Annotated in this window: 11 protein-coding genes; 4 read left to right on the top strand and 7 right to left on the bottom strand. The window is 61.1% G+C overall.

All coding sequences use genetic code 11. The annotated features are described in order from the left end of the window. Positions 1-10: 10 nt before the first annotated feature. Positions 11-1,606: an ABC transporter substrate-binding protein gene (locus AC1RO0_RS13015; protein WP_498593283.1), complete on the bottom strand. Its 1,596-nt coding sequence runs from the start codon at positions 1,604-1,606 to the stop codon at positions 11-13. A 131-nt stretch (positions 1,607-1,737) separates the two neighbouring features. On the opposite strand from AC1RO0_RS13015, the gene AC1RO0_RS13020 reads away from it, so the two are divergent. The 4 genes from AC1RO0_RS13020 (at position 1,738) to AC1RO0_RS13035 (ending at position 5,681) form a co-directional block, all read left to right on the top strand. Then, complete coding sequence (locus AC1RO0_RS13020; RefSeq protein ID WP_498593284.1) at positions 1,738-2,448, top strand: FadR/GntR family transcriptional regulator; 711 nt, start codon at positions 1,738-1,740, stop codon at positions 2,446-2,448. A gap of 68 nt (positions 2,449-2,516) precedes the next feature. Beyond that, positions 2,517-3,491: a mannonate dehydratase gene (locus AC1RO0_RS13025; RefSeq protein WP_498593285.1), complete on the top strand. Its 975-nt coding sequence runs from the start codon at positions 2,517-2,519 to the stop codon at positions 3,489-3,491. A gap of 38 nt (positions 3,492-3,529) precedes the next feature. Next, entirely contained in the window at positions 3,530-4,438 is a 909-nt protein-coding gene (gene kdgD / locus AC1RO0_RS13030; protein ID WP_498593286.1) for a 5-dehydro-4-deoxyglucarate dehydratase, read from the top strand. Positions 4,439-4,508: 70 nt separating this feature from the next. After that, entirely contained in the window at positions 4,509-5,681 is a 1,173-nt protein-coding gene (locus AC1RO0_RS13035; RefSeq protein ID WP_498593287.1) for a lactonase family protein, read from the top strand. Positions 5,682-5,739: 58 nt separating this feature from the next. On the opposite strand, the gene AC1RO0_RS13040 is transcribed toward AC1RO0_RS13035, so the two are convergent. The 6 genes from AC1RO0_RS13040 to AC1RO0_RS13065 all read right to left on the bottom strand — a co-directional run bounded on the left by AC1RO0_RS13040 (position 5,740) and on the right by AC1RO0_RS13065 (position 12,193). Further along, entirely contained in the window at positions 5,740-6,987 is a 1,248-nt protein-coding gene (locus tag AC1RO0_RS13040; protein ID WP_498593288.1) for an SfnB family sulfur acquisition oxidoreductase, read from the bottom strand. Between the two features lie 29 nt (positions 6,988-7,016). After that, entirely contained in the window at positions 7,017-7,811 is a 795-nt protein-coding gene (locus AC1RO0_RS13045) for an ABC transporter ATP-binding protein (RefSeq protein ID WP_498593289.1), read from the bottom strand. Positions 7,812-7,901: 90 nt separating this feature from the next. After that, complete coding sequence (locus AC1RO0_RS13050) at positions 7,902-9,236, bottom strand: ABC transporter substrate-binding protein (protein WP_436033289.1); 1,335 nt, start codon at positions 9,234-9,236, stop codon at positions 7,902-7,904. 97 nt (positions 9,237-9,333) lie between these two features. Beyond that, entirely contained in the window at positions 9,334-10,377 is a 1,044-nt protein-coding gene (locus tag AC1RO0_RS13055; RefSeq protein ID WP_498593290.1) for a branched-chain amino acid ABC transporter permease, read from the bottom strand. Positions 10,378-10,379: 2 nt separating this feature from the next. Further along, a complete protein-coding gene (locus tag AC1RO0_RS13060) occupies positions 10,380-11,276 on the bottom strand; it encodes a branched-chain amino acid ABC transporter permease (protein WP_498593291.1) in 897 nt (298 codons plus the stop codon). Then, positions 11,276-12,193 (bottom strand): ABC transporter ATP-binding protein, encoded by a 918-nt coding sequence (locus AC1RO0_RS13065; RefSeq protein ID WP_498593292.1) that lies wholly within the window; start codon positions 12,191-12,193, stop codon positions 11,276-11,278. The genes AC1RO0_RS13060 and AC1RO0_RS13065 overlap by 1 nt, the downstream gene beginning before the upstream one ends. Positions 12,194-12,297 lie beyond the last annotated feature (104 nt).

Below are 12,297 nucleotides of genomic sequence, written 5' to 3' on the forward strand. Positions count from 1 at the left end.
TTTCGATTGCTTATTCGGCCTCAGCCTTGGTCACATTTTCAAGACGGGTCATCTGGTTGGGATGACCGAGATAGCCCTTGACCCTGCCGGAGAGAACGAGGGGCTCGAACCGTTCGAAGAGCGGCAGCAGAGCCGGCTTCAGGTCGACGAACATCTGCTGCATCTGCGCATAGAGTTCCGCGCGCTTCTTGGCATCAGGCTCGACGGAGGTCTTCTGGGCCAGCGCCGTCAGCCCCGGGATGTCCCAGGCCGAGCGCCAGGCGAAATTGCCGGCATTGTTGGCTTCAAGCCTATTGTCGGGATTGTTGGCAAAATCGTCCATGGAGCCAAGCACGTTCGGCATCAGCGCGCTTGTCTGCGGCAACAACAGATCGAAGTTGCGCGAACGGTGGGCGGCGATGATTTCAGAACCATTGCCCTGCTGGATTTCGACCTTGATGCCGATCTGGGCGAGCGAGGCCTGGATAGCGGTGGCCAGATCGATGCGCGGCGTCTGCGAGATCGTCTTCAGCGTCAGCGAAAAGCCGTCCTTGAAACCAGCTTCCGCCAGCAATTGCTTTGCCTTGTCGACATCGAGGTGCCAATCCGGGTTCGGTAGTGCGTATTCGAAATTTTCCGGAACAGGAATATTCCTTGCCCGTCCGTAAGGACCCATAATGGTCTTTTCGATGCCCTTGTAGTCGATGCCATAGGCAATGGCTTCACGAACCTTGGGGTTCGCGAGATATTGGTTGCCGGCATTCATCGCCAGCACATAGAAGCCGCCCGTCGGCACGCGCTGGATAACGAAATTGCTCTTGGTCTCGAAGGTTTCGAGGTCGGACTTGGACAGAGCATTACCGATATCGATATCGCCTCGGTCCAACATCAACCTTTCGACCTGGCTTTCCGGCACATGGCGGATGATGACGCGGCGCATCTTCGGCACTCCGCCGACATAGGCCTTGTTGGCATCCAGGAGGACAATCTCGTTCGGGGTCCACTTGTTCAGCGTGAACGGCCCGGAACCGGCCGAATGGGTGCGCAGCCAGGCATTTCCGGAATCGCCGTCTACAACATGCTTCTGCACCTCGACGCTATCGACGACACTCGAAACGCCGAGCGCCAGCCGATAGAGCAGGCCTTCGGTGGTCACCTTGTCCGTCAGATCGATACGCACCGTCTTAGCGTCTACCGCATGAATTTGCTCGGCGATCGTCTCGTTGGAATAGCCGATGCGCTTGAAATAGGAGGAGCCCGACTGGTTGAGTTTCAGCAGCCGGGTGAGTGAGAAGACGACATCGTTGGCGGTGACCGGATTGCCGGAAACGAAGGCCGCATCGCGCAATTTCAGGGTCAGCGACTTGCCGTCATCCGTCCAGCTCTCCGCCAGCTGCGGCACGATCTTGCCGTCCGCCGTCGTCGCGACAAGACGATCGTAGAGGTTGGCAAGGATTTCGAGTGCCTTGGGTTCGGTGGCCTGCTGCGGATCGAGGGAAAGCACCTGCGCAAGCGACGTCCCGATCACCAATTGATCCTTAGGCGTGGCAGCCTGAAGCTGTGGCGCCGTTAGCGTCAGCATGCCAATTGCAGCGCCGATAAACATCGCCTTCGAAAAGTGCTTCATTATGCCTCCTCCCTGGATTAGTATAGAATACGTATGATGTCGTCCGTATGTCGTATGATGATTTATCGAAGATCGATAGGGTTTGCAAGACCGCACGGATGGCTTGATGCAAATGAACCGGGGGACCAGGAATGACAACACTCAGCCGGGGCCGGCAAAGACTGGCACAACAAGTGATCGATCAGCTGCGCGCTCAGATCGAGACCGGCAAGCTTCGCACGGGCGATCAACTGCCGACGGAGCCGCAGCTCGAGGCGACATTCGGCGTCAGCCGCACGGTCGTGCGCGAGGCGATCGCCGATCTTCGCGCCGCTGGCCTCGTCAAGCCGATCCAGGGCAAGGGCGTGTTTGTTGCCGATCTCGCTGAACGCCCCGGATTGTCGCTAACACCGGTAGAGATCAAGAGCATCCCGGAAACCCTGGAATTGCTGGAGTTTCGCATGGCAGCCGAGGGCGAGGCAGCCGCAATCGCCGCCTATCGCCGCACCGCCGAGCAGGAGGCGGCGATTCGCGCTGCCAACCGGAAAATGGCTACTCTCATCGAATTGGGCCAGCCGACCGTGGAGGCGGACTACGAATTCCACATGGCGATTGCCGCCGCCACGAACAACCGGTTTTACGTGGACGTTCTCAGGCATTTCGGTGCACGAACCATTCCGCGCAGGCAGTTTCCAAACCTGCCGGAAGCCAATGATCCCGCCTATCTCGCCAAGGTCCACGCCGAACACGGCGAAATCCTTGCGGCGATCGCCGAACAGGATCCGGAACGCGCGCGACAGGCGATGCGGGCACATATGCTCGCGAGCCAAAGACGCTATCGAATGCTTGCCGAGCAGCAATAGCACTCGACACTCCATGAGATTCATATTATGTCATATGACATCAAACAATCTCATGGGAGAGACGCTCAGTGTATGTAGGAACACAGGTCGGCGCGCGGGACGATGATGATTACCGCGTTTTCGCGCAATTGGGGCTGAAGCATATTTGTGCGGACCCGCCCGGAAAGCCCGAGAGCTGGACGCTCTCCGATCTGGAACGTCTCCGCGACAAGGTCGAAAGCTATGGGCTCATCCTGGATATGATCCAGTTGCCCCTGCCTTCCAACCCGATCGAGCAGGCCTCCTATCCCGACATCCTGCTGGCCGGCCCCAATCGTGACCGGCAGATCGATGCCGTCTGCAAGCTGATCGAGGATGTTGCCACAGCCGGGATCCCGGCTGCGAAATACAACCTCAACCTGATCGGCATTCCCCGCACGCCGGAGGAACTGGGACGCGGCGGTTCGAAGAATGCGAGCTTCCGCTGGGACAAGGCGGATCACCAGGCCGCACCCGGCCTTGCCGGCGTCCTGTCGGAAGACGAGAACTGGGAGCGGATCGACTATTTCCTCGAGCGCGTCGTTCCCGTAGCAGAGAGCAATCGCGTCCGCCTCGCCTGCCATCCGCACGATCCCTATACGCCGCCGGGCTATCGCGGCGTGACGCGTGTCCTTGGCACGGTGGAAGGCCTGAAGAAATTCGTGCTGATGCGTGAAAGCCCCTATCACGGCCTCAACTTCTGCCAGGGCTCGATCGGCGAGATGCTCGACAACCCGCGCGAGGAAATCGACGACATCATCCGCTGGTTCGGCACGCGCGGCAAGATCTTCAACGTCCACTTCCGCAACATCCGCGGCGGGAAGCTGTCCTTCATGGAGACCTTCCCGGACGAAGGCGACATGGACATGGTCCGCTCCACCCGGATCTATAAGGAGATCGGCTATCAATACATGCTGATGCCCGATCACGTACCGACGATCAGCGGCCGCGACCCGACCGGCGTCGCCTTCGCCTACTGCTACGGCTACATCGCCGCCCTCGTTCAGTCGCTCGAAGGCGCCTGAGAACCATTGCCCATACCAATCGATAACAGGATTCCAAGATGAACCCGATTGAACTGAAAAAGGCCGTAGGCAGTGGTCTGCTGTCTTTCCCCGTCACCCATTTTGACAACGAGTTGAAGTTCGACGAGGCGAAATATCGCCACCATGTCGAATGGCTGTCCGGCTACGATGCAGCCGCGCTGTTCGCCGCCGGCGGCACCGGGGAGTTCTTCTCCCTTAGTCCCGCCGAAGTCCCGCAGGTCGTTCAGGCAGCAAAGGCGGTCGCCGGCAACACGCCGATCATTTCGGGAACCGGATACGGCACCGCGATCGCCGTCGAGATCGCCAAGGCGGCCGAGAAAGCGGGCGCCGATGGCCTGCTCCTGCTGCCGCCTTACCTGATGTTTGCGGAACAGGAAGGCTTGATCGCCCACGTCAAGGCGGTCTGCCAGTCCGTCGGCATCGGCGTCATCGTCTACAATCGCGACAATGCCGTCCTCAACGCCGACAGCATCGCGCGGCTTGCCGATGAGTGCCCGAACCTCATCGGCTTCAAGGACGGCGTTGGCGATGTCGACAAGGTGATTGAGATCACCACCAAGCTCCAGGATCGTCTGGTCTATGTCGGCGGCATGCCGACGCATGAAGTCTACGCCCAGGCCTATTTCGCGGCCGGCGTCACGACCTATTCCTCCGCCGTCTTCAACTTCGTACCGGCGCTCGCCCAGCGCTTCTATGGCGCGCTGCGGACCAGCGACCAGGCAACCGTCGATGAAATCCTCAAGGGCTTCTTCTTTCCGTTCGTTGCCCTGCGCAACCGGAAGAAGGGCTATGCGGTCTCGATCATCAAGGCCGGCCTGCGCGTGCTCGGACAGGATCCCGGGCCTGTGCGCCCGCCATTGACCGACCTGACGCCGGAGGAACTGGCAGCTCTCGCGAAGATCATCGAGACAGCCAAGGCCGCGTAAATCATAGTCCCGTAGAAAATGATCGTCGGCAAAGCCGGCGATCAGTCTTTTGGAAGGAGGAGGAACACTCGTGGTTAGGTTATCATCTGGAATTTTTGCCTCGGTCATCGCCGCCTCGGCGATACTCACGGCGACCGACAGCGCACTTGCCAGGACATTCGTCTACGTCTCTGCCGCGACCGACGGAAAGATCGACAGCTACAGCATGGACGAGAAAGCCGGCACACTGACGCCTGGCTCGAGCTTCGACGCGGGCAAGATGGTCATGCCGATGACCGTCAGCCCTGACAAGAAGCATCTCTACGCCGTGGTGCGCTCGCAGCCCTATCGGGTGCTGACGCTGGCAATCGACCCTGCCACCGGCAATCTCACGCAAGAGGCAGTCGCGGCCCTGCCCGATAGCATGCCCTATGTGTCGACCGATCCATCCGGACGTCTGCTCTTCACCTCGGCCTATGGCGGAAATAAGATCGCCGTGCTGCCGATCGGCGCCGATGGCCGCGTCACGGATGGCGCTCGCCAGATGATCCTGACCGGCCGCAACGCTCACTCGATCGTCAGCGACCCCTCCGGCAAATATGTCTTTGCGACCAATCTCGGCTCCGACGTCGTGCTTCAGTTCGTGCTCAATCCCGAGACCGGCATGCTGGAGCCGAACAGCCCGGCGCAGGTCGCCACCAAGCCGGGCTTCGGACCTCGCCATATCATTTTCTCCCCGGACGGAAAATCGGTCTATGTCCTCACCGAACTGACCGGCCACGTCATCCACTATGCGCTCGATCCCGCCAAGGGGACGCTGAGCGAGGTAGAAAGCGTAGCCTCCGTTCCCGCCGACGCCGGCCTGTCTCCGGGCATTGCCCCGCCGGCCCCGCCAGCATTCAACGCCACGACGCCGGCTGCCGCACCTGTCGATGATGGCAAGCCGAAGGTCTGGGCGGCGGATATCGGCATCACCCCGAACGGCAAATTCCTCTATACGACCGAGCGAACCACCAGCAAGATCGCCCTCTTCCATGTTGCGGACGGGAGCGGAAATCTGACCTATGTCACCAACTATCCGACTGAAAAGCAGCCGCGCGGCATGCGTATCGATCCGTCGGGCCGCTTCCTGGTCGCGACCGGTGAAAAATCCGACAAGATCGCGGTCTATGTCATCGATCAGGTGAATGGCGCGCTCACGCCGATCGACCGTTATCCGGTCAGTGCCGGCGCGAACTGGGTCGAAATCGTCAACCTGCCCTGACGGCAAGCAATGATACCGGCCACTCCGCCTCGCAATGAGGCGGAGTGGCCTTTCCGCATCAGCTCCAGGCGTGGAGCGGCGGTTTCTCGCCATTCAGAAAGAACTTGCCGAGGATCGAATATTTCCAACGCACCGGATCGTGCAGTGTGTGCGTGCGGGCATTGCGCCAATGGCGGTCGAGATTATGTTCGGCGAGCGTCGAGCGGGTACCCGCCAGTTCGAACAGCTTGTTGGTGGCCGCGATTGCGATTTCGGTCGAGAGCACCTTGGCTTCCGCCGTCGCGATCTGCGCTTCGGCGACAGTATCGGCCGTCGGGTTCAGCACCGCCCGGTCGATCGCGTAGCCGGCTTTTTCCAGAAGCGCTTGCGCCGCATGCAGCCGGAGCGTCAGGTCACCGACGGCCTGGATCGTATAGGGATCGTCCCATGCATTCTCCACACCGCTATCCACCCAGGCGCGGCTCTTGGTGCGGACGAAGTTGACCGTCTCGTCGATGGCTGCCTGTGCGATGCCGGTGTCGACTGCCACCTGAATGATCTGGAAGATCGCGCCATCGGCCGTCGGCACCTCATATCCCTTGTATCCCGGCACGAGATGCGTCTTCGGCACCTTGACGTTGTCGAGCAGCACGGTGCCGGACAGTGTCGTGCGCTGGCCGAAAGAGGACCAGTCGTCGATGACGGTGAGACCGGGCGCATCGCGCTCGGCAATCGCATACCAGGCCCGCCCCTCATCATCGAGCGCCACGATCGGCACGAGATGGGCAAGCAGTGCGCCGGAGGAATAGAACTTGCGCCCGTTGACGACGACATGATCGCCGGCATCGGTGAAGCGGGTTTCGAAATCGACCGCCCGCTTTGAGCCGAACTCGGAGAAGGCATTGCCGAAGCGGGTGCCCTTCAGAACCTCGGCGAAAAGCAGTCTCTGCTGCTCGGGGTCCGACACGGTCCGGATGGCGGCGACCACGCCCAGATGGTTCTGCGCGATCTGGCCGATCGAAGAATCCGCCGCCGATATGATCTCGATGACCTTGGCGAGCGTGGCGTAGGAGACCTCCGAGCCGCCGAACGCCTTCGGCACATTGATGGACCAGAGACCGCTTTGGGAAAAGGCATCCAGCTCGGCAACGGGCCAGATCCGCTCACGGTCGCGCTTGGCCGACTCCTTGACGAACTCGGCAGCAAGCTGCCTGGCAACGGCGATCGCCTCGGCATCATCCTTGATGATGTGGGCAGGCGCGGTTGGGCGGGGCACCGCCGGCACGGCCTGAACGGCGTTTTCTGTATTAACCTGTGAAAGCGTCATGCTGATTTCTCCTCGTTGAACATGGACAGTCAGGCGGATGGAAGGTTTGCTGGAGTGAGGGCAGGTGCGGGAGCCGATTTCTGGCCGAGATAGAACGCCTTGACGTCATCGCGCTGGCGCAGCTCGGCTGCCTCTCCCGAAAGCACGGCGACGCCGTTTTCGAGGACGGTCGCCCGGTCGGCATAGCGCAGCGCAATCGCGGAGTTCTGTTCCGCAACCAGAATGGAGAGGCCGGTCTTGGCATTCAGCCGCCGCAGCGTCTTGAAAATGTCCTGTACGACGATCGGCGCAAGCCCCATGGAAGGCTCGTCAAGCACCAGAAGAGCCGGACGCGACATCAGCGCGCGGCCGATGGCCGTCATCTGCTGCTCGCCGCCGGAGGTGAGACCCGCCAGAGCGCGGCGTTTTTCTTTCAATCGGGGAAAAAGCGCGTAGATTTTCTCCAGGTCGAAGGCAATTTCTGCACGCGAACCGCTGCGGCCGAGACCGCCGGAAATGAGGTTTTCCTCGACGGTCAGATTGCGAAAGCAGTGCCGGCCTTCCAGCACCTGCACCAGACCAGCGCGCACGAGCTGGGCAGGCGTTGCCGTCGTGACATCACGGCCTTCGTAACGGATGCTGCCGGCGGTAATTTCACCGCGTTCGGCCGGAAGCAGGTTCGAAATGGCTTTCAGCGTCGTCGTCTTGCCGGCGCCATTGGCACCGAGCAGGGCAAGAATCTCACCGCGGTGGAGCGTGAAGCTGACGCCGTGGAGCGCGGTGATCGCTCCATTATAGGTCGCCTTGATGCCATCGACGCTCAAAAGGACGTCTTTTCCAGCCATGATCCACCCGATCTCTGTGTGGTTTGCGGGGCAGCCGGGCACCGACAAGGAACGGGGGAACCGCCGCTTGCCGATACCCGGCCACTAGGCTCAGTTCGTCACGGCCTGCGCGTCTTCAGAGGTGCGCAACTTGATGCCCTTTTCCTTGGCATAGGCCTCGGAGGACTTCTCGATGATCGGACGCAGCAGCGCCCAATCCGGCGCGATCCAATCGGAGACGACATTCCATTTCTTGCCGTCCCACTGCTGGAAGGTCACGTAGCCGTTGCCCTCGTGATTGTCCCAGGTGACGTTGATCGAGTGGAAGAGGCCTTTGGCGCCAAGCGCTTCAACGCGCGCCGGGTCGAGCTGCAGATGCTCGAAGCCCCAACGAACCTCGTCGCCGGTCAACGTGCGGTGTCCGAACTTGCCCTGCGCGATGCGGATCGCCTCGACGTTCAGGATACCGTTGACGATACCGAGATTGTGGTAGACCGAGCCGATGCGCTTCTTGTCTTCGAGATTGCCCTTGCCGTTGTCATAGAGGGTCTTCACGATTTCCTGGACGATCGGATACTCCGTGCCGGAGGCCTGTGTCGTAATCGCAGTGTATCCCTTGGCCGCATCGCCCGCCGGGATCGCGTCTTCCTCGGAGTTCGACCAGACATTGCCGATGATGTGGTCGACGGGGAAACCGGTCTTGGCTGCCGTCTTCAGGGCAACCGGGTTCATGACGCCCCAGCCGCGCAGCACCACGTAATCCGGCTTGGCGCGGCGGATCGTCAGCCATTGCGCCTGCTGCTCATTGCCGGGATGCGGCACTTCGATCTGTTGCAGCTCGAAGCCGTATTTTTGCGACAGTAGTTCGTAGATCGGAATGGTTTCCTTGCCATAGGGCGAGCCGTGATAGAGCACGACGATCTTCTTGCCCTTCAGCTTATCAACACCGCCGAGCTTGGAGGCGATATAGTTCACGATGCCCGAGGTCTCGCTATAGGGGTTGAGGAGCAGCGGAAAGACATAGGGGAAGACGCGGCCATCGGTGGAATCCGTGCGGCCGTGGTTGATAGTGATCAGCGGCACCTTGTCCTGGGTGATGCGGTCGATCATGGCATAGGCGATGCCGACGGAAAGCGGGTTCCAGGCGGCGATGTTCGGATTGCTCTTCAGGCGCTCATAGGCCTCGACGCCGCGCTCGACCTCATACTGGGTCTCAGCCTCGGACCAGGTGAGCTTGACGCCGTTGACGCCGCCGTCACGCGTGTTGATGAGGTTGAGATAATCGATGAAGCCGCCGAAGAAGCCCGTGCCGCCAGCCGCATAGGGTCCAACGCGGTAGCTCTGCAGCGGGAAATATTGTTCGTCCGCATGTGCCGCCGGTATGGCGGCCGAGACGGCCAGGCCAGCCGCAATGACTGCGGCTTTCAGTTTCGTAAGCATGGTCATATCTGGATACACTCCGGGTGTTGTCCGGCACCAAGACCGGATCTGGTTTGAATGAGCAATGCGTTTGTTGGTCTTGGGAGCTTACGCTCCGCCTCGGTCAGGTTCGCCCGGCGACAGCCGAGCCGAGCCGCCTTCGGATCTTGCCCCAGAGCGAGGAAAGCCCGTCCGGTTCGAGGATCAAAAACAGGATGATCAGGGCGCCGAGCACGATCCGCTGGCTCATGTCGAGCACACCGGAATCGAACAGGTCGCCAAGCAGGAATGAGCCGAGGCGAGACAGGACGAGCGGGAAGACGACGATCAGCGCCGCACCGAAAAAGGCCCCCCGCGTCGAGGCCAGTCCGCCGATGATGATGATGAACAGGATCTGGAACGACCGATCGAGATTGAAGCCAGCCGGCTCCACGGTCCGCAGATAGGCGAAGGCCCAGAGAACGCCTGCGACCGCGATGATGAAGGATGAAATCGCAAAGGCGAGCAGCTTGGTCTTCAGCACCGGCACGCCGATGATCCGCGCCGCCGTCTCGTTGTCTCTGACCGCGATGAAGTTGCGGCCGGTTTGCGAGGTTGCCAGCCGATGGGCAAGGAAGGTGAGGACGACGACGACCGTGAGCGAAAACAGATAGCGTCCGACCGGACCTGTGAACTCGACGCCGGCCAGCGTCAGCGGCGGCGCGTCGATGACGCCGGAGGCGGAATCGTTGGAAAACCAGCTGAACTTGGTCAGCGCCCATTGCACGAAGAACTGCGCGGCCAGCGTCGAGACGGCAAGATAGAAACCTCTCAAGCGCAGGCTCGGCAGGCCGAAAACGATGCCGACCGCCGCCGCGCAGAGACCAGCCAGCAGAATGCTGACGATCAGCGGCAGGCCGTCGACGCGCAGATTGAAATTATAAGCAGCAAAGGCACCAACCGCCATGAAGGCGGCACTTCCGAGCGAGACCTGGCCAGCATAGCCGGTGAGCAGGTTCAGACCGACGCCCGCAAGGCTGAGCGCCAGGAACGGCACGAGGATCGCTTCATAGAGATAGGTCGAGCCGATGAACGGCACGACGAGATAGGCAGTCGCAATCACCGCTGCCGGCGCGAGCCAGCGATAGGACGGCTGCGTGGAATGAAGATCGGCGGTGACGACGGCCATGGTCAGACCCTTTCCACGAGCTTTTGTCCGAAAAGACCGGAGGGGCGGATGAGCAGAAAGGCGAGCGCCACGACATAGGCAAACCAGCTTTCGATGCCGCCGCCGAAATATTCGCCGATATAGACCTCCGCGAGCTTCTCGGTCGCGCCGATCAGCAGGCCGCCGACGATTGCACCCAGAATGGAATCGAAGCCGCCGAGCACGAGGACGGGAAGCGCTTTCAGCACCACCAGCGACAGCGAGAACTGGACACCGAGCCGCGCGCCCCACAGTAGACCCGCAACCAGCGCCACGATGCCGGCGGCGGCCCAGACCGTCGCCCAGATCCAGGGCAGTTTCAGCCCGACGGCAAGTGCTGCGAACTGATCGTCCGCCACGGCCCTGAACGCCAGGCCGATCCGCGTGTAGCGGAAGAAGATCGACAGCAGCGCCACCATCCCGGCGGCAACGGCCGCCGCGAAAATGTCGAACTGGCTGATCAACACGCCGCCGACCTCGAAGGGTACATCTTCAATCCCAAGATCAAGCCCATGGACCTGCGTGCCCCAGATCAATTGGGCCGCGCCCTCGATGATGTAGGAAAGCCCGAGCGTCGCCATGAACAGCGTGATCGGTGGTTTGTTGGTCAGCGGACGCAGCACGGTACGTTCGATGGTGATGCCGATCAACACCATGACTACGAAGGTGATGGCGAATGCCAGTGCGAAGGGCACGCCCCGTTCGACAAGGCTGACGAAGGTCAGCGCCGCAAACAGCAGCATCGACCCTTGAGCGAAATTGAGCACACCCGAGGTCTTGTAGATCAGCACGAAACCGATCGCCACGAGCGAATACATGACGCCGGACAGCAGGCCGCCGATGAGTACTTCGATCAAAAACGCCCAGTCGAAATCCGCCATCAGATGCCCTCCCCGTCTTCGTTCTCCGGTGCAACGCCGAGATAGGCGTCGATGACCCTCTGGTCGGTACGGATCTCATCCGGCGTCCCATCGGCGATCTTGCGGCCATAATCGAGGACGGCGATCCGGTCGGAGAGCTGCATGACCACGCCGATATCGTGCTCGATGAGGATCACCGTCGTTTCGTATTGATCGCGGGCGGCTCGGATGAAGTCCGCCATGTCGTTCTTCTCCGTCGCTGTCATCCCCGCCATGGGTTCGTCCAGAAGCAGGATCTTCGGCTGGGCCACGAGGGCGCGGGCAAGCTCGACGCGCTTTTGCAAGCCATAGGGCAGCGTCCCCGCCAGCCGGCCGCCGACATGGTCGAGATGGAGGAATTCAAGGATGCGGATTGCCCGTTCGCGCGTATCCGCCTCCTCCCGGCGCGCGCGCGGAAGACCCAGAACCTGCTCGGCAAAGGTCGAGCGCACTCGATGCGCCAGACCAGCAACAACGTTGTCGATGACGCTCAATCCCTTGAACAAGGCGAGGTTCTGAAAGGTTCTGCTGACACCGAGGGATGCCAGCCTCTCGGTCGGCACATGCCGATACGAGGTGGTGCCGATGCGCACATGACCCCGGTCCGAACGATAGACGCCGCTGATCACGTTGATCAGCGAGCTCTTTCCGGCGCCGTTCGGTCCGATGATCGCACGGATCTCGCCGGGCTTGACCGACAGGTCGACATCAACAAGAGCCGCAACCCCACCAAACGACAGGCTGATCCCGTGCAATGCAAGGCCACTGGTATCCTCGGACACGTTCAGCACACTCTTTTCGTCCAAGGACGCCGAAGAGTTGCGGCCGATCTGTTCGACAACATCCTGCGACAAAGCGCCGGTTGTCGGCGCGTCGAAGGAATAACTTGCGGCGGGCATTGGCTGTCCTCCATACGGCTTTCGGGTGTCGCGCGAATGCGGCGCGCACCTTCCCGCTGCGTGGACCGTTTCCGGTCCACGCTCTAATGATCGGTCTCTTGCGA

The organism is Rhizobium sp. GW821-FHT14E12 (assembly GCF_058803745.1).